Raw genomic sequence first — 20742 nt, 5'->3', positions numbered from 1 at the left:
GTCCGCGCGGCCATCCGCCGGGGCGAGCGTCGGTCCCCATGCGCACTCGGGGGATCGTGCTGGTGCTCGCCTTGTTCCTCGTCTCGCCGTTCGTGCTGGCCGCGCCGTTCGTCATGGCCGAGCCGGCCGCGGCGGCCAACGTCTACGTGCCGGTCACCGGGTCGGGGTCGACGCTGGCCGCCCCCGCGGTGCAGCTGGCGACCGCGAACCTCGCGCAGTACGGCCTGCGGATCAACTACCAGCGCACGGGCTCGGGGAGCGGGCGGCGGGACTTCGCGTCGGGCCTGGTCGACTGGGCCGTCTCCGATGTCCCGTACGGCGTGGAGCCTGATCAGCTGCCCGCGCGCGGGTACACGTACGCGCCGCTGACCGGGGTCGGGACGACGCTGATGTACAACCTGACGGTCGGCGGGCGGCGGGTCACGAACCTGCGGTTGTCGGGGGACACGATCGCGCGGATCTTCACGGGCGTCGTGACGCACTGGGACGACCCGGCGATCGCGGCGGACAACCCGGGGCTGGCGCTGCCGGGGACGCCGATCGTGCCGGTCGTGCGGTCGGACGCGGCGGGCTCGACGTACAACTTCACGCGCTGGCTGCTCGCGCGGCACGGTGCGTTGTGGACCTCCTACTGCGGGTGTGACGGGCCGCGGGTGGCGTACCCGGTGCGCACGCCGTGGATGGTTTCGCTGCCGAGCGACACCGGCGTCGGCGGTTACGTCAGCCAGGAGCACGCGGACGGGGCGATCGGGTACGTCGAGAACCCCAACGCCGCGCCGTACGGCTTCCCGGTGGCGAAGGTGCTCAACGCGGCGGGGTACTACACCGCGCCGACCGCCGGGCATGTCGGCATCGCGCTGCTGAAGGCCAAGGTCGGCGCGGACCAGATCGCGGACCTCTCCGACGTGTACACGAACCCGGACCCGCGCTCGTACGAGCTGTCCTGGTACACCTCCCTGATTCTGCCGACGGACACGACCGCCGGGATGAACGCGAACAAGGGCCTCACGCTGGCGGACTTCACCGCCTACATGCTGTGCCGCGGGCAGGATCGCCTCGACGCGCTCGGGTACGCGCCGCTGCCGATGAACCTGGCCCAGGCCGGTTTCTCGCAGCTCTCCCGGATCCCTGGCTCACGCCAGCCGACGAGCCCGTTCCCGCAGGCCTGCGGGGGCAATCCGACGTTCTCCACCGATGGCACCGACCTCCTCTCCCATAACGACCCGGCGCCGCCGGCCTGTGACCGGCAGGGCGCTCAGCAGTGCACCGTGCTGGCGACCACCACGACGGCGACCGGACCGTCGCGGGCGTCGGCCAACCGCGGCGCCCTGCTGACCGCCACCGTCACCCCGGCGGACGCGGCGGGCAGCGTGCAGTTCCTGACCGGCGGCGGCACGCCTCTCGGCGAACCTGTCCCCGTGGCCGGCGGGACGGCGTCGACCTGGGGCTATGTCGGCTTCGGACTCAACCTCGGCTCGAACACGATTGTCGCCCGCTTCAACCCCGCGGACCAGGGTGCCTACACCCCATCCACGTCGGCCCCGATCACGGTCACGGTGGACGGCTCGGAGGAGCAGCAGTTTGCGGAGGTGGAGGTACCGCACGAGGAGGGCTTCCTGACCGTGACCGTGACCAGCGACCCGGTCCGGCTGACGGACGCGGAGCTGCGCCCGGACCACACCTTCGAGGCCTCCGGCGCGCTGGGCGCGGTCACCATCGTCGACGAGCGGGACCAGACCTCCCCGGGCTGGACCGTCACCGGCCAGATCGGCGACTTCTCCGACGGCGTCCACTCCTTCGGCGGCGCTCACCTGGGCTGGACGCCGAAGGTGCTGCTGAACAACCCGTCGGGGAGCGCTGTTGCGGGCTCGCCGGTGGCGCCGGGCACGCCGCGGCTGCCGGGCGGGGATGTGCTGGCGGGGGCGCCGGCGGCGGGCGGGCTGGGGCGGACGACGATCGGGGCCGACCTGTTCCTGAAGATCCCGTCCCGGACCCAGCCCGGCCTGTACTCCGCGACGCTCACCATCACCGTCCTGGCCACCGGCTGACGTCTTCGGCCGCGGGCGGGACGCCGGTGGGTGCTGTCCTGTCCTGGGTGGCCGCTGGCTTCGGCTCGGCTGGCTGCTCTCGGATGGCGGCCGGCTCCGGCTCGGACGGGTTTCTTCGGATCGCGGCCGGTTCTCAGGTTGGCGGCCGGTTCCTCGGGGCGGCGGCCGGTTTCTCGAGTGGCGGCCGGTTTCTTGAGCGTCGGCCGGTTTCTCGGATGGCGGCCGGTTTCTTCAGGTGGCGGTCGGCTCCTCGAGTGGCGGCCGGCTTTGGATCGGGCTGGTTTTGTTCGGGCGGCGGCCGGGACGACGAGGCCCGGCCGCTGGGCGTTTTTGTCGTACCCCCGGTCTAGGGTTTGCGGTGTAGGGAACGCCAGGTGGCGGCCAGAACGACGAGCATCAGGGCGCCGCCGAGGCCGAGTCCGGCTCGGGGCGAGAGCTGGGCGACGGCCCCGGCGACGATCCCGGTGAGCGGGTTCATGCCGGGCAGCGCCATGGCCCAGATCCCCATGATGAGGCCGCGCATGCCCGGAGCGGCCGCGAGCTGGACGAGCGTGTTCGCCGTCGCGACGAGCCAGATCGAGCAGAACCCGACGACGACCATACCCACGAACGCGCCCGCGGCGACGGGCGTCAGGCAGGTGGCCAGGACCGACAGGGAGGTGGCGAGCGCGAGGACCCGAACAACGCGGGGGGACGGTGCACCGTGCGTACTCGCGGCCATGAAGGCGCCCGGCAGCGCCCCGAGGCCGAAGCACGCGGTGAGCGCACCGTAGCCGCCCCCTCCCAGGTGCAGCACGCTCGTGGCGAACAGCGGGGTGGTAACGCCGAGGTTGAAGATCATGCCGCTGACCGCGGCCAGGACGACGCAGGACAGGATCACGGGATCCCGGCGGACGACGGCCAGACCGGCCCTCAACCGCCCCGAGCGGCCGACCCGCGCGCGGCCGTCGGTCGCAGTCGGCGCGGCGGGCAGCGCGGCGTCGGCTCCGCCCGTTCCAGCGAGCGGCGGCAGCGGTCCGGTCGCCGCTCGACTGTCTGTGGCCGGCGAAGCCACCGGCGCGAGCTGCGCGATGGCCGAACGCGGCGCGACCGACGGCGGCTGCCCGATGAACCGTGACGGTCCGACAGCGGGCGGCGGTGCAGTGGCCAGCGGCGGTGCGGTGGCCGGCGGCGGTGCGGCGGTGAGCGATGTTGCGATGGCCGAACGTGGTGCGACCGGCGGCGGCTGCCCGATGAAGCGTGACGGTGCGGCTTCGGGCGGCGGTGCGATGGCCGGCGGCGGTCCGGCTGCGGGCGGCGGTGTGGTGGTCAGCGGTGTTGCGGTGGCCGGCGGTGGTGCGGCTGTGGGTGACGGAGCGAAGCGGGGTGGGCGGATCGACGAGACGCGGAAGCTGATCAGGAGGGCGATCGACGGCAGGTAGGTCGCCGCGTTGAACAGGAGGCAGGCCGAGACGCCCGCGGTGGCCAGGAAGAGGCCGCCCGCGGCTGGGCCCAGGGCTCGGGACGCGTTCAGGACCACCTCGTACAGGCCTACGGCGCTGGTGAGGCGGGCGGGGCCGACGAGCTCGAAGACGTACACCTGGCGGGCGGGCTGGTCCAAGGCGAACACCAGGCCGTTGAGCGCGCTGAAGGCGAACAGCATCCACAGCTCGATGTCGCCCGTGGCGATCAACAGGGCCTGGGCGGTGGCCAGGACGGCGAAGGCGATGTTGGTCCCCAGCAGGAGCCGGCGGACGTCGGTGCGGTCGACCAGGGAACCGGCCCAGGCGCCGGCGAACAGGGTGGGCAGGAACAGCAGGGCCGTGATCAGGGCGATGTCGATCGTGCTGCCGCTGATCTGCAGGACCAGCCAGGACTGGGCCACGGCCGAGGTCATCGTGCCCGAGGAGGAGAAGACCTGGCTGAAGAACCACAGGCGGTACCGGCGGTCGCGCAGGGATTCGAACGCGCGCACCAAGCGGTTCGAGGAAATTTGCTCGGAATCAGTCGAATCCAACACAACAGTCACCTGGTCGACGTTACAAAAGTGCTGTCAAAGCGCGGCATCGGCCGAAGGGTTTGCTTGAATCCGGGCTAATATCGGGGGCATGTTGCGGCCAGTACAGCGGCGGGTTGTGGCGTTTCTCGGGCAGATCGGGGAGTGCACGCGCACGGAGCTGGGGGAGGTGCTCGGGCTGCCCAAGGGGACCGTCGCGGGAATCGTGGCCGGGCTGGTCGAGGCCGGGCTGGTCGTCGAGCGCGAGCCCACCCTGGTGGAGCAGCGCGGCGCCGGGCGGCCCGCGAAGGTGGTGGCGCTCAACGGGCCCGCAGCGGCGATCGGCGTGGTCAGCGCGTTCGGGGGGCGGGCGCAGGCCACCGTGGCGACGTTGCGCGGGGAGGTCCTGGGCACCGCCAGCGGGGTACTGGAGGCATCCGCATCGCAGGAAGCGGCCGTCGGCGTGATGCAGGACCTGCTCGAGCGGGCCGGGGCGCGGCAGCTGGTCGCGATCGTGGTCGGGGTCGGGGCGCCGGTGCCGAGGAGCAGCAGCCGGCGGTGGGCGTTCATGCCCGGCTGGGTCGATGCGGGGCTGGCGGGGGCGGTGCGGGCTCGTACCGGTACCGAAACATTCATCGAGAACGACGCGAACCTCGCGGTGCTGGGGGAGTGGTGGTTCGGCGCCGCGCGCGGGAGGACCGACGTGGTGCTGCTCAAGCTGGGTGAGCAGGCGCTCGGGGCCGGGCTGATTCTCGGCGGGCGGCTGATCCGGGGCAGCGCCGGGTTCGCCGGCGAGCTGGCGCACGTGCAGGTGCGCGCCGACGGGCCGGTGTGCCCGTGCGGCGGGCGGGGGTGCATGCGGCACACGATCTCGACCGAATTGCTGGAGCTCGCGCAGCCCGCGTACGCCGAGCCGCTCACGTTCGGCTCCGTGCTGCGGCTCGCCGCCGGTGGGGACATCGGGCTGCAGCGGCTGCTCGTCGACGTCGGGCGGGTCGCGGGGCGGCCGCTCGCCGATCTGTGCACGCTGCTGAATCCCGAGGTGATCGTGGTGGACGGGTCCGTCGGGCCGGCCGGGGCGCACATCGTGCACGGGGTCGCCGAGACGGTCGAGCGGTTCGCCAGTCCGGTGAGCGCGGCCGCCGTGACCATGGGTGAGCTGGCCGAGCGGGCGGACGTGTTCGGGGCGGTGGCGCTGCTGCGGCACGAGTGGAGGGCGTAGTCAGAGAGCGCTCCCCGAGTACGGTCAAATTGTGCCCGGCCATTGACAGGGTTTGACCGAAGGGTCATTGTGGCTTTCTGAGAGAGCGCTCTCTCAACCCGCCGTGTTACACCCCGCCAGAAGGAGTCCCACATGGACTGGTCGGTCTCCGCCCCCGGCCATCGATCCGCCAGAATCGGCCCGAGCCGGCGCACGCTGCGCTACGGCATCATCGCGCTCGCGGTGGCCGCCATGCTGTGTGCGTACATCGTCGTGGTCGTCACCCGGGCCAACGCCGCCGAGACCTTGTTGTCGCAGGGCAAGCCCACGACCGCCTCCTCGTCCGAGAGCGCGGCCACCCCGGCCTCCAGCGCCACCGACGGCAACGCCGGCACCCGCTGGTCCAGCGCGTTCTCGGTGCCGCAGTGGATCCAGGTCGACCTCGGCTCGCAGCAGTCGATCAGCCGGGTCGCGCTGAACTGGGAGGCGGCCTACGCGACCGCCTTCACGATTCAGACGTCCAACGACGCGAGCAACTGGACGCAGATCTACTCGACCACGACCGGAGCCGGCGGCGCCAACGTCAGCCTGAGCGTGACGGGCACCGGCCGGTACGTCCGGCTCAACGCGACCGCCAAGAACACCCAGTACGGCATCTCGCTGTGGGAGTTCCAGATCTTCGGCGGCTCGCCGACCACGCCCGGCAGCTGCGGCTCCGCCAACGCCGCGCAGGGCAAGACGGCCACCGCGTCGTCGACCGAGAACGCCGGTACGCCGGCCTCGTCCGCCGTCGACGGCAACGCCGGAACCCGCTGGTCCAGCGCCGCGACCGACCCGCAGTGGCTGCGCGTCGACCTCGGCTCGGTCCAGTCGATCTGCGGCGTGACGCTGAACTGGGAGGCCGCCTACGCGACGGCGTACCAGATCCAGACCTCGAACGACGGCAACGCCTGGACGACCATCTACACGACGGCCACGAGCACCGGCGGCGTGCAGAACCTCAACGTCACGGGCAGCGGCCGGTACGTGCGGATGAACGGTACCGCGCGGGCCACGCAGTGGGGCTACTCGCTGTGGGAGTTCCAGATCCGGGTGACCGGCGTGCCGTCGACGACGAACGACACCCCGAGCTCGCCGAGCCAGTCGCCCTCCAACCCGGGCAACTCGGTGCTGCTGTCGTACAAGAAGCCGGCCGTCGCCTCGACCTCGCAGAACGACTCGAACTGCAACCCGTGCACGCCCGACAAGGCGTTCGACAACGACCCGGCCTCGCGCTGGGCGACCAGCCCCGACAACGGCTGGGTCGACCCGGGCTGGATCTACGTCGACCTCGGCGCGCAGGCCCACATCACGCAGGTCGTCCTGCAGTGGGACCCGGCGTACGCGGTGTCGTACCAGATCCAGACCTCCAACGACGCCGCCAACTGGACCAACATCTACACCACCACGACGGGCAAGGGCTTCAAGGAGACCCTGAACGTCAACGGCAACGGCCGCTACGTGCGGATGTACGGCACCCAGCGCTCCAACGGCTACGGCTACTCGATCTGGGAGTTCAAGGTGTACGGCACCGGCGGCGCCCCGACCCAGCCGCCGGCCCCGCCCGCGGACCCGATCTTCCCGGCCACCAACCTGGTCTGGAGCGACGAGTTCAACACGGGCACCAACGTCGACACGTCCAAGTGGCACGTCGACCCGGGCACCGGCCAGAACGGTGAGATCCAGTACTACTCGAACCTGGCGAACACCAGCATCCAGGGTGGCTCGCTGGTCATCGAGGCCCGCAAGGAGACCGCCGGCGGCCGCGACTACACCTCGGGCCGCATCAACACCAGCACGAGCTTCACGACGCAGTACGGCCGCGTCGAGGCCCGGGTCAAGGTCCCGAAGGGCAACGGCCTGTGGCCCGCGTTCTGGATGATGGGCGCCGACTTCCTGCAGGGTCGCCCCTGGCCCTACAACGGCGAGATCGACATCATGGAGATCCTCGGCAAGAGCACCACGGATGTGTACTCCACGCTGCACGCTCCGGCGTACAACGGCGGGGGTGGCTACGGCCAGAAGCTCACCACCGTGGATCTTTCGCTGGACTACCACGTCTACTCGGTCGAGTGGGACAGCAAGCACATGACGTTCCGCGTCGACAACACCGTCATCCTGGTCGCCAACAAGGACACGGTGGAGACGACCCGGGGCCCGTGGGTCTACGACCACCAGTTCTACCTGATCCTCAACCTGGCCGTGGGCGGTGACTTCCCCGGTCCGATCGACGCCTCCACGCCGTTCCCGTCGCGGATGTACGTCGACTACGTCCGGGTCTACAAGTAACAATTCTGGCCGCGGGTGGACGTGACATGCGTATCCGTCCACCCGCGGCTCCTCATCGCAACGGGGCACGATCTACCGTGACAACCATGACGGGCAGCGACGCGCGACCGCCCACCCTCGAGCAGGTCGCCAACTACGCCGGAGTGTCACGCGCCACGGTCTCCCGGGTCATCAACGGTGTGCAGACCGTTGATCCCGAGTTGCGCCGGACGGTCGAGCGGGCCATCGCCGCGACCGGGTACGTGCCGAACCTGGCCGCCCGCTCGCTGGTCACCCGCCGTACGGACTCGATCGCCCTGGTCGTGTCGGAGCCGGAGAACCGCGGCTACTCCACGCCGTTCCTGACCCGCATGTTCACCGACCCCTTCCTGGGCCGCATCACCGCCGGCGCGCAGGAGGTGCTCCGGCCGCTGGGCATCCACCTGGTCATCTTCCTGGCCGACCCACCCGCGCGGCCGCATCTGCTCCGGTACCTCCGGCAGGGCCACGTCGACGGCGCCCTGCTGATCTCCAGCCACGTCGACGACCCGCTCCCCGCCCAGCTCGTCGAGCTCGGCATTCCGGTCGTGCTCTCCTGCCGCCCCGGCCACCCGGTCACCATCAGCTTCGTCGACGTCGACCAGCGCGCGGGCGTGCAGCTGGCCGTCGACCGCCTGGCCGCCCTGGGCCGCCGCTGCCTGGCCACCATCACCGGCCCGCTCGACATGCCGGCCGCCCAGGACCGTCTCGCCGCGTTCGAGGAGGCGGTGCGGGCCCACGGCCTCACCCCGCGCCACATCGAGGGCGACTTCACCCGCTCCGGCGGCGAGCGGGCCGCGGCACGCCTGCTGGCCGAGCACCCGGACGTCGACGGCGTCTTCGTCGCCAACGACCTCATGGCGGACGGTGCGCTTCGAGTTGTACAGGAAGCAGGCCGTCGGGTCCCGGAGGACATCGCGGTCGTGGGGTTCGACGACTCGACCGCCGCGCTCGAGTGCCATCCGCCGCTCACGACCGTCCGCCAGCCCGTCGAGGAGATGGCGGGCGAGATGGCGTCGCTGCTGATGACCCGGATCCGCGAGCCGCAGCGCACGCCGCGCTCCGTGATCTTCAACCCGGAGCTGGTCGTTCGCGCGTCAGCTTGAGACTTGGGTGAGATAAGTCGGGCGCTGACGCGCCGCGACTTAGGAAGACCGTCAGTAGGTGTCATCGGAGTCGCCGTGCTGTGGGCATGCCGGTCCATCGGCAGTGGGTGCGGGCTTGGCGGATGAGGGCTCGCAGGGTCACGAGGGCCGCGGCGAGGTAGTGGTAGAAGTCGATGACGGCTGGGTGGCGGTCGGTGTGTCGGCGGAGTTTGCCGAACCCGTTCATCCAGGCGTGGTCGGCTTCCACGACCCAGCGTCGGCCGGCCTGGACCGGCGCTGGCCGGCCACGGCGGGCGATCCGGCCGGTCCAGCCTCGCCCGGCGAGCAGCTGCCGGGTGGGGATGGAGTCGTAGCCGGCGTCCAGATGCACCGTGACCTGCTCCGGCCAGCGTGGTCCGACCTGGCTGACCGCGGCGTCGAGGGTCGGGCCGAGCAGCGGGCCGAGCAGCGGGCCGAGCAGCGGGCCGAGCAGCGGGCCGAGCAGCGGGCCGTCGTGCCGGTTCGCGCCCGCCGCGACGACGCCGAGCGGGACCCCGCCGCCGTCAGTGACCACCGACCGTTTCCGGCCGCCTTTGCCCCGGCCGCCTTTGCCCCGGCCGCCTTTTGCCCCGGTCGGCCGGTGACCGGCCCACGTGCGCGCCGCCCGCCACCGCCTTGGTGCTACACCCGTCCACAGCCAGATCGCTCAGCTGCAGCCCGATCATCCGGTCGAACGCGGCCAGGACCAGCGCATGCACGTGCCCGCCCAGGCCGGCCGACGCCCACGACCGCAGCCGGCGGCGGATCGTCGAGTCCGAGCAGCCCGGACCGGCGATCCGCTCGTAACCCGATCCGTGGACCAAGGCAGCGATGACGTGCTCGAACACCACCCGGTCCGGCACCCGCCGCCGGTGACAGCCCAGCGGATGCGTGGGATCGAACTCACCCCGGACGGGTAACAGCGCGGCGAACTCGATCCAGATCGGTTCCAGCAGCGATGATGGCAGCACGGGCACAGGCATCCCCAGGTCAGTCGCAGAGCGTAGAGAACTCCCACGATCGACCGATGCCTGTGCCCGTTCCCGTACCTACGTCCCGAACGCCCCGATTCCACCCTATTGACGGTCTCCTTTATCACCTTTATCGCCCGACAGGCGAAATTTAGGACATGTCGGTTTCGGGCGTACGTCACGGCGTGAAGCACCCAGATACCCCGTCGGGGTATAAGTCCGAAAAGTCGCGGCGCGCCAGCGCCCGACTTTTCGTGATCAACACGCGAGGGGCCGGCCCGCGCGGCGAGCCGGCCCAGCGTGAAATCAGACCAGCCCGCCCATCGCCGGGTCGCTGATCGAGGGGTCGCCGTCCTCGACGTGGCCCGCGTACTCCGCGGAGAAGACGGAGTCGCCGGGGATGGTGAGCGTCAGGCCGTACCAACCGTGGCTGCGGTCCAGCGAGAACTCCTCCGAGTGCGTCTCGCCCGCGCGCAGCGAGATGCGGGAGTGCTTGCCCGTGTAGCGGTCGGCCGCGCTGACATCGACGCGCTTGGAGCTCTTGTTCGTCAGCTCGAGGACGATGCCGCAGCCGTGGTAGCGGGCGCGGACCGTCACGCCCGGCTGGCGGGTGCCGGCGGCGAAGCGGCGGAAGAAGCCGTTCGGGCCGTACACGCTGAGGTCGTAGCCCTTGTCGGCCGGCCACACGTCGGTGACCTGCTTGCTCGGCTCCACGGTGTAGGTCCGCGGGGCGAGCGCCGGGTCGGCCGAGCGGACCTGGTAGACGCCCGTGGCCGTGCCGCTGTTGCGGAAGTCGACCGCGAACGCGCCGGCCGAGGGGCGGCCGTCGGCGTGCAGGGCGTAGGGCAGCGCGCGGGCCGGGCGGACGCCGCGCTCCTGGGCCGGCAGCTTGCCGTCGGCCGGGGGGACCGGCACCTGGTCGGGCTGGCGGGTCAGGTCGGCGGGCTTCAGGTCGGCCGTGCCGGGCAGGTCCACGCGGCGCGAGGCGTTCGGCGTCTTGAAGTCGAACGCCGAGGTCAGGTCGCCCACGACGGCCCGCCGCCACGGGGTGATGTTGGACTCGACCAGGTCCTTGCGGCCGCGCGCGAACCGGCGCTCCAGGAACTTGATCAGCGAGGTGTGGTCGAACAGCTCCGAGTTCACGTAGCCGCCGCGGGTCCACGGGGACACGATGATCATCGGTACCCGCACCCCGAGCCCGTACGGGCCCGCCGGGTGGTCGGCCGAGCCGGGGTAGATCTCGTTCGTCACGGGGACGGTCGACAGGCCCTCGGCCCGGGTCGCCGGCGGGGTCGGCGGCACGAGGTGGTCGAAGAAGCCGCCCTCCTCGTCGTACGTGATGAACAGGGCCATCTTGCTCCACACCTCGGGGTGCTTGGCGAGGATGTCGATGACCTGCGAGACGTACCAGGTGCCGTAGTCCGGCTCCCAGTTCGGGTGCTCGGTGTAGGCCTCGGGCGCCACGATCCAGGAGACAGCCGGCAGCCTGCCGTTCTCGACGTCGGCCTTGAAGTCGGCCAGCAGCGCGTCGGGGCTGCGGCCCTGCTTGTTGATCTCGGTACCCTGCTTCGCCTTGGCCAGCGGCGAGCCGGGGGCGGCGTTCTGGTACTGGTGGAAGTACAGCAGCGAATTGTCGCCGTAGTTGCCGATGAACGGGTCGCTGGTCCAGCCCCAGAAGCCCTCGGCGGTCAGCCCGAGGCCGACGTCCTGGTACACCTTCCAGGAGATGCCGGCCCGCTCCAGCCGCTCGGGGTAGGTCGACCAGTCGTACCCGGCCTCGGCGTTGGTGATGACCGGCCCGCCCGCCTTGCCGTCGTTGCCGACCCAGCCGCTCCACATGTGGTACCGGTTGGGGTCAGTCGGCCCGAGCAGCGAGCAGTGGTAGTTGTCGCAGATCGTGAACGCGTCGGCGAGGGCGTAGGACCAGTCGAGGTCCTTGCGCTGGTGGTACGTCATCGTGGTGACGCCCTTGTTCGGCACCCAGCCGTCGTAGCGGCCGTTGTTCCACGCGCCGTGGGTGTCGTTCCAGCCGTGCGGCGGGTCGGGCAGGAACGTCTTGCCCATGTCCTTGACCGGCGGCCGGAACGGCAGCACCTCGCCGTCGCCGTCGGGCTGGTGGAAGACGCTCTTGCCGTTGGCGAGCTTCGCCGGGTGCGGGTCGGCGTAGCCGCGCACCCCGCGCATGGTGCCGAAGTAGTGGTCGAACGAGCGGTTCTCCTGCATCAGGAAGATGACGTGCTCGACGTCCTCGATCGACCCGTGCTTGTCGTGCGCGGGGATCGACAGGGCCTGCTCGAACGGCAGCGGAACAGCGGCGGCCGCCGCCATCTGAAGAAATGTACGACGATCGACATTTGCCATGACCCCGGACGCTAGGGGCGGCACATGTACAGCCGGGGCGCCCTGGCTGTGCGATGCGCTAACACCGGTCATCTCCCAGTCGCTTGAGGTCCATCGATATGCGGCAGGCTGCCCATATGGATCGTCGTCAACTGCTCGCCGGTGGCGCCGCCGGCCTGATCGCCATCCAGTTCGGCCCGGGGCCGGAGCCGCAGACCGCCACGATCAGCGGCCACATCGCTTATGGCGCCCCGGACTTCCTCTATGTGCCGCTGGAGATTCCGGCGGGCGTCAACCGGATCACCGTCGACTACACGTACGACCGGCCCGCGGCGCCGCCCGGGCAGAACGGCAACGCGCTCGACATCGGCCTGTTCGACGAGCACGGCTTCGACCTCGGCGACGAGAAGGGCTTCCGCGGCTGGTCCGGCGGCTTCCGCACCAGCTTCACGGTGTCGGCCACCGACGCGACGCCCGGGTACCTTCCGGGCCCGATCCGCAGGGGCACCTGGCACGTCATCCTCGGGCCGTACACGGTGCACCCGCAGGGGCTGAACTACACGATCACCGTCAAGCTGGAGTTCGGCCCCGAGGGACCCGCGTTCCGCCCGAACCCCGCCCCGCCGCGCGCGACCGGGCGGGGCGCAGCGTGGTACCGCGGCGACATGCACCTGCACACCGTGCACTCGGACGGCCGGCGCACCCCGGCCGAGGTCGCGACGGCCGCGCGTGCCGCCAAGCTGGACTTCATCGTCTCCACCGACCACAACACGTCGAGCGCCGCGGCCGTCTGGGGCGAGTTCGCCGGCCCCGACCTGCTCATCATCGACGGCGAGGAGATCACGACCCGCAACGGCCACTACACCGCGATCGGGCTGCCGGCGGGGACGTGGATCGATTGGCGGTACCGCGCGGTCGACGGCGCCCTCGCCCGTTTCGTCCAGCAGATCCACCGCGCGGGCGGGCTCGCGGTCGCCGCCCACCCCCTCGCCACCTGCGTGGCGTGCGGCTGGAAGTTCGGCTACGCGGGCCTGGACGCCGTGGAGGTCTGGAACGGCCCCTGGACCCTCGACGACGAGGCCGTCCTGGCCGGCTGGGACAACCTGCTCGTCGCGGCCGCCCGCGAGGGCCGCGCCGACTGGATTCCGGCCGTGGGGGACAGCGACGCCCACAGCGAGCCGCAGGTCGTGGGCCTGCCGCACAACGTGGTCTTCGCGAAGGCCCTGGACCGCAAGTCCGTCCTCGACGGTGTCCGCGCCGGCCGCCTGTGGATCGCCGAGTCGGCCGCGGTCGACCTCGCCTTCACCGCCACGGCCCAGGGCCGCAGCGCCGGCATCGGCGAACGCCTCCGCGTGCCGGACGACACCCCGGTGACGGTGACACTGCAGGTGAGCGGCGTCGCGGGCTGCGCGGTGCGGCTCATTACAGACCAAGGACAGCGCTACGGTACCGTCCTGGGCCCGGATCCGGCCGCGACCGTCACCTGGGAGACGAACGCCCGCAACGCGCGCTACGTACGGGCGGAGGTGCGCAGGCAGCAGCCGACCCCGACCACCGCGGACACCATGGTCGCGCTGACGAACCCCATCTTCCTGGGCGCCTGACCCGCGCTCAGGTGTTCGTCAGCCGCGGCTCGCGTACAGGTACACCGTCACCGTGTCCGGGGCGTCGAGGCCGAACAACGCCGAGCGGTACGTCCCGTCCGCCGTCGGTTGGTCCTCCTTGATCCCCGAGACCGACACCGCGGCGTCCGGGTCGAAGAGGTTGCCGCCCCCGACGTTCTGGGCTGCCGTGACGGCCCGCAAGCCCGGGGTCACGGGGGCGGTGAACTTCGCCGCGGCCACGAACGGGTCCAGGGCCGTGCGCGGGAAGCGGAACTTGGCCGAAAGCCGGGTCTCCAGGCCGTTGCTGTAAGCCGCGGCCAGCAGCACCGTCCCCGGCGGCAGCGTCACGTGGGCCACCGCCTCCACCTGGCCCGCCGTCGCCTCCGTCGGCTTGGACTGCACCGGGAGCAGGTCGAAGTCGGCGAAGGCGACCACCGCGCAGGCGACCAGCGAGAGCACAAGGCTCACGCTCGCGAGGACGAGGGCCGTGCGGGCCTGGCGGGAGCGGGGGGCCGGCGTGGGGGTGTCGGTCACGGTCGTACGGTACCGACGACGGCGAGCGGCGGGCGTTGGATGGTCTCGCGGACGTCGTCCTCCGACATCGGGTCGCCGAGGATCTGGAACAGCGTCGCCGCCTGGATCAGGACCGTGCGGGCCGCCGTCGCGTCGCCGAAGCGGTACAACAGCTCGCCGTTGAGCTGGTGGACTCGGGCGACCATGGCGCGGCCCGGGGAGTCGGGGTCCTTGTGGGTGTCGGTGACCTCGGTCTTCAGGCCCTGGGCGAGTTGCTCGGCCATGCCCAGCTGGCCGGCGGCGCCGAACGCGCGGGCCAGGACCCACTTCGCGCGGTGCTCGCCGGCGTTGTCGCGCAGTTGGTGGTACCGCCAGATCGCCCCGCAAGCCGCCTCGATCGCGCGGTCCAGGGCGGCGGCGATGCCCTGCGGCCGGGCGGTGCGCTCCAGGTACCGGGCGTGTTCCAGGTGGACCTCCGCCGTGCGCACCGCCACGAAGGCGGCCCGGGAAAGGTCGTGCGATGAACGAGCGGCGCGCAAGTGGTGCAGGGCGGTGGACCACTCGCGGCCGCGCAGCGCGGATTCGGCGTAGGCGATGCTCGCGCTGAAGCGGCCCATGTCGTCGAGGGTGTCGTCCTGGAGGCGGTCCTGCACCCAGTACGGGCATTCCACGTGGCTGTTGATGGCGACCAGGATCTCGGCGTTGGAGACGTGGGTCGCCGCGCGGGCCTCGGTGGCGCGGCGCAGGCAGTCGGTGAGGCGCTCGTCGGCCAGGTCGTGGGCGCCCATGCGGACCAGGGCCTGGCCCAGCAGGAGCTGCTTGACGATCGCGTACTCGGCCTGCTCCTGCGGGGTGCAGGCCCGCTTGGCGGCCTCCAGCGCGAGGTCGAAGGCGATCTCGGCCTCGCCGTAGCGGCCGGCGGCGGCCAGGAAGCGGGCCTTGGCCAGCTGGGTGGCGGTGAACGGGCCGGGGCCGATCCGCTCGGCGGCCGCCGTGGCCTGGCGGTACGCGGCGGCCGTGGACTCGTAGTCCACCGCGGCCGGGGTCGCGCCGTTGAGCAGGGCGCCGAGCCGCCAGCAGGCCTCGTCGTCGCCGGCCCGGGCGGCCACGGCGATCTGGTGCAGGATCGTGCGGTACTCCGCGTCGATCCACCCCGGCACGTCCCGCGCGATGCGGTCGGCGAGGAGCAGCCCGTCGACGTAGGGATCGGCCGGTTCGGCGAGGTGCGCCTCGGGCGTGATGCGGTTCAGGACGCGGGCGGTCAGCGCCCGGTAGGCGCGGTCCGCCCGGCGCGTCGCCGCCCGCCGGCGGTCGGCGGGCACGTCGGCCGCCAACTGCGAGGCGAACAGCCCGACCAGCGGCGGCACCGTGAAGCGCACCACGTGGGTACGGCGGGCCGCCCCGACCGCCCGTACCAGCTGCGCGGCATGCAGGCGGTCGGCCAGCGCCTCGGCCTCGCGCAGGGTGACGTCGAGCAGCGGCATGAGGATCCAGGGCGCGAACGTCGGCGACGGCAGGAACGCCAGGTTGGTCAGGGCCTGCCGCTCCATCGGCAGCAGCCGGTCGAACTCCGACTGCAGCACCTCCTGGACCTGGCGGCCGGGCTGGGCCAGGCGGGACAGCCGCGTGGTGGGCTCGCGCAGGTAGGACGCGACCGCGCAGACGTTGGTGGCGTCGTCGTAGATGCGCTCGGCGGCCGAGCGGATCGCGACCGGCAGGCGGCCGCAGCCCTCGACGATCTCGGCCGCGCAGTACGGGCTGTCGCGGTCCTCGGTGCGCGACATGGCCCGGAAGATGTGCAGGGCATCGGACTCGCTGGGCACGTCGACCAGGAACGAGCGGGCCGCCTGCATGTCCGGCACCAGCGACAGGTCGAAGCGGCTGGTGACGATGACGGCGTTCTGCGGGTGGGTGGGCATGATCATCTCGACCTGGTCGGCGGTGCGGGCCGCGTCGAAGACGAACAGCAGCGACTTGCCGGCGGCCAGCGAGCGGAAGGCGATGGCCCGGCCCTGCGGGTCGGCCGGCACGTCGGACTCGGGCCAGCCGAGCGCGAGCAGCAGCTCCGTGAGCACCTCGCCGGGCGGCCGCGGGGCGCCGGCGGTGCCGAGGTCGACGATGTGGACCCCGTGGCGGTACCGCGGCGCGAGCCGTTCGGCCAGCTTCCGCGCGATGGCGCTCTTGCCGACCCCCGGCCCGCCGTGCAGGAACACCTGCACGCAGCCCAGGCCGGCCGCCCGGCGCGCGCGGCCGGACGCGCGCTCGGCCCGCTGCTCGTCGTGCCAGCGGGTCAGCTCGTCCAGCTCGGCCTCGCGGCCGGCGAACGCGGTCTGGGCGATCGGCTCGGCCGGCCCCTGCCGGGCCTCGACGCCCGAGCGCGCCGTGGTGGGCCAGTCGCCGCTGCTGTCGCGCCCGCCCGGGCTCTTCGCCGGACCGGTGTCGGTCAGCAGCAGCACCACGCCGCTGAGCAGCGCGATGACGATCAGCGAGCCGTACCGCAGCGACGGTGGCACGTTCTCGTAGACCGTGCTGATCACCGTGGTCAGCGCGCCCGCGATCACGGCGAGGTAGATGCGCAGCCCGCGCAGCCGCCGCCTCACGTGGAGATCCGCGGCTGTTCCGAATGGCGGGTCCCGCGCCGGCCGAGCAGCGACGAGAGCGACCACTCCCGGTCCAGCGCCTCCCGCGCGTCCTTGGCGCCCGCGCCGTCCTTGAGCGTCTCGAACATCTCGACCGCCAGGCGCAGCAGCAGCGTGGCCTTCGGCAGCTCGCCACGGTTCTTGTACGCCACGCCGAGCCAGTACGACGCCTCCGCCTCGGCCCACCGGTCGCCGCAGCGCTGGAACGTCTGCAGCGCCTCCTCCAGCGCGGACACCGCCCGCTCCAGGTCCCGCTCCTCGTGCAGGCAGGCGCGGCCGATGAGCAGCCGGCTGTGGCCGCTGCCGTAGCGGTGTTTGAGCGTCGTGAAGCCGTTGAGCGCGCTCACCGCGAAGCCGCGGGCGGCCTCGAAGTCGCGGCTCTGCAGGGCCAGGTACGCCCGCTGGTGGCGGATCCACGGCCGCCAGAGCCCCTGGGCCAGCTCCGGCTGCCCGCTCAGCGTGTCGCCGCGGCTGAGGACCTCGGCGGCCCGCTCGTGGCGGCGGTTCGCGGTCAGCGCCAGCCCGTAGGCCCACAGCACGCCGGGCAGCCGGCGGGGCTGCTCGGCCGATCCCGTCCCGCACAGCCGCAGGGCCTGCTCGCCGTACTCCAGCGCGGTCTCCGGCTCGGCCGACAGCGCGCTCGCCACGGTCAGTTCGCGCAGCACCCGGATCAGCTCGGCCGGGTCCTGCTCGATCCGCTCGGCCTGCTCCCGGGCCAGCCGCAGGCGTTCCACGGCGGCGGCGCTCTGCCGCAGCCGCCACCGGATCCGCCCCTGCACCCGCAGCGCCCGCGACCGCGTGGCCGCCTCGACGCTGCGCGCGGCCGACGTCGCGGCGGACAGCGCGTCGTCGATCCAGCCGAGCTCCGCGAACACCTCGGCCAGCCCGGCCTCCGCGAGGGCCTCGTCGCGGCGGGCCGCGTCGGCCTCGACGCTGCGCCGGTCCTTGACCGCCTGGCTGCGCTCCTGGGCCAGGTGCACCACCTCGCGGGCGTTGCCGAGGGCCTCGCTGAGCCGGCCGTCGTCGAACAGGTGGTAGACGTCGCGGCGCAGGCGCATCTCCGGCTGGCGCTCGAGCCGGCTGCGGTCCGCCGCGCTGTAGGCGTCCTTGGCCCGCTCGATGCCCTCGGCGCCCAGTTCCGCGTCGGCGAGCATCGCGGCGTACTGGCGGACGTAGTACGGAATCCGGAACACCGCCACCCCGGAGCGCTCGTCGGCGCGCAGCTCGACGAACCGCACCCGCGCGAGCCGGTCGAGCACGCACCCGGCCTGGAACTCGTCGAAGGCCGCGAAGGTGGCGTCGTGCGGGAACGCGCCGCGGGCCAGCGCCACGAGCGTCCACGGCGCGACCCGCCGGTGCTCGCTGAGCGACAGCACCGTCAGGCAGCGCCGCTCCTGCTCGGTGAGCAGCGCGCAGGCGAGGTCGAGGACCTCGGCGAACGGCAGCGCACCGGCGTCCCCGGGCGGCTCGGCCCGCGGCGGCACGTCGAGGTCCTCGCTGCGCCGCGACCGCGCGACGGCGGCCGCCATCTGCAGCGCGGCCGGATATCCGCGCGCGGCCCGCATGATCCGCTCGTCCAGCCGCTCGTCGAGCACGACCGCGCCCGCCCCGAGCAGCGCGGCGACGAGCCGGCGGGAGGCGTCGCCGTCCAGCGGCTCGAGGTGCTCGACAAGATCAGGAGCAAGGCCTTCGACGGTACTGCGTGAGGTGACGATCAGCGCGCACCGCCGCCCGGCCGGCGTGAACCGCGCGAGGTCGAGCCCCGCCGGCACGTTGTCCAGCACCACGAGGAGCCGCCGGGCCGTCGTGCGCCGCCGGTACCAGCGGTCGAAGCCCTCCGCGCCGGGATCGGCGTCGCCCGGCCCGACCAGCGCCCGGGTGAGGTACTCCCGCGCCAGCTCGTCGCCGTCCGGCCGCTGGGTGTCGAAGCGGACGAGGATCTGCCCGTCGCGGTACCGCGGCGCGACCAGGTGCCCGGCGGTCACGGCGAGGGCCGTCTTGCCCACGCCCTCGCGCCCGGTGACGACCGCGATCGCCGGCCCGCCCCGCTCCCGATGCGCCGCGTCGAGCAGCGCCGCCAGCCGGTCCAGCGCGTCGTCCCGGCCGATCAGCAGCTCGGGCGGCGGCGGCAGGTCGGCCGGCACCAGGTACGCCCGGCGGCGGCGCATCCGCGGCCTCCACCGCCGGCTGACCAGGCCCCGCACCAGCAGGCCGACGAGCACGCCGCCGACCACCACGAGCGAGATCACCAGCGCGACCCGCCACGGCGTGAACAGCCAGACCGGCGCGGCGAACACCACCAGGAGCGGCAGCGCCCAGAACCCACCGGGCGGCGACGGGAGGCGGATCGACACGCGCAACCCTATCAATGCCGCGCGACCGGCGGCCTTCTCAGCACGTCGAGTGGAACAGCCCGGCGACCGCCGCGGTGTCGACGAGGGAGTTGTAGAGCTCCACCGCCTCCGAGGTTTCCGCCGTGTGTACCGCGATGCCGCGGTCCTCCAGCAGCGCCAGCGTCTCGGCGGCCACTTCCAAGCGCTCCTCCATGCCGAGCGACAGCACGACGACCGTCGCGCCGGCGTCGAGGAGCTCCGCCACGTCGGCGGGCTGCGTGCCGGGCGAGTGGCGGGTCCCCGTCTCGTTCCAGTCCCAGGCCCGCGCGCCACCCGGCCAGAGCTTGGCGTCCTTGAATGCCCCGTGGTCCTCGACGGTGATCGAGCCCCACGATATCGAGAGGATTCTGGGTGAACGTGGCAGCATCGGGCGTACCAACCTCAACGGAGAGGAGCGGGCTGTCGTGCTCGACTCAAGGTACAGCGAACCCGGCGCCACCGAGGTGCCGTGGGAGACCGTGCGCGAACGGTTCGCGGGCGCCGGGGTGTACTGGCTCACCACCGTCCGCGACGAGGGGCGGCCGCACGTCACGCCGCTCATCGGGGTCTGGCTCGACGAGGCGTTCTGGTTCACGACCGGCGCCGAGGAACAGAAGCGCCGCAACCTCCACGGGAACGCGGCCGTCGCCGTCACCACCGGCACCGACGCGCTGCACGAGGGGCTCGACGTCGTGGTCCAGGGCGATGCCGCCCAGGTGGAGGACCAGGGCACTCTGGAACGGGCGGCGCAGGCGTGGCTCGCGAAGTACGGCGAGGAATGGCACTTCGAGGCCCGCGACGGCGGATTCCACCACGTCCAGGGCGGCCAGCGCGCCGACGTCTTTCGGGTGACGCCGCTCGCCGTGCACGCCTTCGGTAAGGACCCGTATTCGCAGAACCGCTATACGTTCTGACTAATCCGATTCAGCGTTGGGTAATCGACCGATAGCGCTCCGGGTTTCTCGGCCGTACCGTTCGGGCGTCAATCCCGGATCGCGGTCGGAGGTGCACGATGAACCGGTTGAGCCCCACCGCGTGGATCGCCGTCGTCGTGTCGGCGGTGGCCGCCTTTGTCGCCCTCGGCACCACCGCCGTCGCCATGGCCGCGCAGAACGATCCGGTGACGGTGGCGAAGAAGCCGGAAGTGCGGCGGCCGGTCGAAACACCAACCACCCAGAAGAACGACGGCATGCTCGAACAGGGCGGCGACGGACACCCGTGCGTATGGGTCGATCGGGCGAGCAACAAACAGGCGCTGCCGTACCGCTGCCCGCTCGTCTGGGACAGCGCGAAGGCGATGACCCGGGTGCCCGTCTATCGCGAGTTCACATCCATGGCGCTCACGCCGGAAGCGGCGATCAATCACTTGTACCGCGAGGCCGGCGCCCAATACTTCCGGTGCCACGAGCGAGGGGCGCGCTACGACTTCCCGGCGCAGTACGGCCTGAAGGCGGCCCGGCACGACTGGTGGGCGTTGACGCAGGGCGATGAGCACCCGGGCAAGTGGGGATGGGTCCCCGAGGTGTACCTGCTGGGCGGCGCCGACAATGAGCCCGATCCCGGATTGCCGGTCTGCACCGACGCCGACATCGCGTTGGTTGTATAGAGG

General features: G+C 72.1%; 13 protein-coding genes and 1 pseudogene. 7 read left to right on the top strand and 7 right to left on the bottom strand.

Features of this window, described 5'->3' with window-relative positions; translation table 11 throughout:
- The first annotated feature begins 38 nt into the window (after window positions 1-38).
- Window positions 39-2048 (top strand): extracellular solute-binding protein, encoded by a 2010-nt coding sequence (locus tag ACQPZ4_RS38150; RefSeq protein ID WP_433047174.1) that lies wholly within the window; start codon window positions 39-41, stop codon window positions 2046-2048.
- A 346-nt stretch (window positions 2049-2394) separates the two neighbouring features.
- On the opposite strand, the gene ACQPZ4_RS38145 is transcribed toward ACQPZ4_RS38150, so the two are convergent.
- On the bottom strand, window positions 2395-4002 hold the full coding sequence (locus ACQPZ4_RS38145) for an MFS transporter (RefSeq protein ID WP_433047171.1): 1608 nt from the start codon (window positions 4000-4002) through the stop codon (window positions 2395-2397).
- 133 nt (window positions 4003-4135) lie between these two features.
- Here ACQPZ4_RS38145 and ACQPZ4_RS38140 point away from each other — a divergent pair, with 133 nt between their 5' ends.
- From ACQPZ4_RS38140 to ACQPZ4_RS38130, 3 genes are all read left to right on the top strand, one after another.
- Complete coding sequence (locus tag ACQPZ4_RS38140; RefSeq protein ID WP_433047168.1) at window positions 4136-5245, top strand: ROK family transcriptional regulator; 1110 nt, start codon at window positions 4136-4138, stop codon at window positions 5243-5245.
- Between the two features lie 132 nt (window positions 5246-5377).
- A complete protein-coding gene (locus ACQPZ4_RS38135) occupies window positions 5378-7552 on the top strand; it encodes a discoidin domain-containing protein (protein ID WP_433047165.1) in 2175 nt (724 codons plus the stop codon).
- Between the two features lie 86 nt (window positions 7553-7638).
- Entirely contained in the window at window positions 7639-8676 is a 1038-nt protein-coding gene (locus tag ACQPZ4_RS38130) for a LacI family DNA-binding transcriptional regulator (protein WP_433047162.1), read from the top strand.
- A gap of 61 nt (window positions 8677-8737) precedes the next feature.
- Here ACQPZ4_RS38130 and ACQPZ4_RS38125 read toward each other — a convergent pair.
- Window positions 8738-9677: pseudogene (locus tag ACQPZ4_RS38125) on the bottom strand (transposase).
- Between the two features lie 294 nt (window positions 9678-9971).
- Window positions 9972-12026, bottom strand: a complete 2055-nt coding sequence (locus tag ACQPZ4_RS38120) for a phosphocholine-specific phospholipase C (protein WP_433047159.1) — start codon at window positions 12024-12026, stop codon at window positions 9972-9974.
- 116 nt (window positions 12027-12142) lie between these two features.
- On the opposite strand from ACQPZ4_RS38120, the gene ACQPZ4_RS38115 reads away from it, so the two are divergent.
- Window positions 12143-13609: a CehA/McbA family metallohydrolase gene (locus ACQPZ4_RS38115; RefSeq protein WP_433047156.1), complete on the top strand. Its 1467-nt coding sequence runs from the start codon at window positions 12143-12145 to the stop codon at window positions 13607-13609.
- Window positions 13610-13627: 18 nt separating this feature from the next.
- Here the strand turns inward: ACQPZ4_RS38115 and ACQPZ4_RS38110 are convergent, their stop codons facing one another.
- Genes ACQPZ4_RS38110 through ACQPZ4_RS38095 form a run of 4 tightly spaced genes read right to left on the bottom strand, consistent with a single transcriptional unit; the run spans window position 13628 to window position 19521 of the window.
- Window positions 13628-14143: a hypothetical protein gene (locus ACQPZ4_RS38110; protein ID WP_433047153.1), complete on the bottom strand. Its 516-nt coding sequence runs from the start codon at window positions 14141-14143 to the stop codon at window positions 13628-13630.
- Entirely contained in the window at window positions 14140-16722 is a 2583-nt protein-coding gene (locus ACQPZ4_RS38105) for a hypothetical protein (RefSeq protein ID WP_433047150.1), read from the bottom strand. Before ACQPZ4_RS38105 ends, ACQPZ4_RS38110 begins: the two co-directional genes overlap by 4 nt.
- Window positions 16719-19115: a hypothetical protein gene (locus ACQPZ4_RS38100; RefSeq protein WP_433047147.1), complete on the bottom strand. Its 2397-nt coding sequence runs from the start codon at window positions 19113-19115 to the stop codon at window positions 16719-16721. The genes ACQPZ4_RS38105 and ACQPZ4_RS38100 overlap by 4 nt, the downstream gene beginning before the upstream one ends.
- Window positions 19116-19152: 37 nt before the next feature.
- Window positions 19153-19521, bottom strand: coding sequence for an Mth938-like domain-containing protein (locus tag ACQPZ4_RS38095; protein WP_433047144.1), 369 nt, complete (start codon window positions 19519-19521; stop codon window positions 19153-19155).
- Window positions 19522-19558: 37 nt separating this feature from the next.
- Between ACQPZ4_RS38095 and ACQPZ4_RS38090 the strand changes: the two genes are divergently transcribed.
- Window positions 19559-20047 (top strand): pyridoxamine 5'-phosphate oxidase family protein, encoded by a 489-nt coding sequence (locus ACQPZ4_RS38090; protein WP_433047141.1) that lies wholly within the window; start codon window positions 19559-19561, stop codon window positions 20045-20047.
- 107 nt (window positions 20048-20154) lie between these two features.
- Window positions 20155-20739, top strand: coding sequence for a hypothetical protein (locus ACQPZ4_RS38085; protein ID WP_433047138.1), 585 nt, complete (start codon window positions 20155-20157; stop codon window positions 20737-20739).
- Window positions 20740-20742: the final 3 nt, after the last annotated feature.

The sequence above is a fragment of the Dactylosporangium sp. CS-033363 genome, from assembly GCF_050942475.1.
GTDB lineage: Bacteria > Actinomycetota > Actinomycetes > Mycobacteriales > Micromonosporaceae > Dactylosporangium.
The sequence above is the reverse complement of the archived record's forward strand: the minus strand, read 5'-3'. Positions and strand labels throughout refer to the sequence as shown.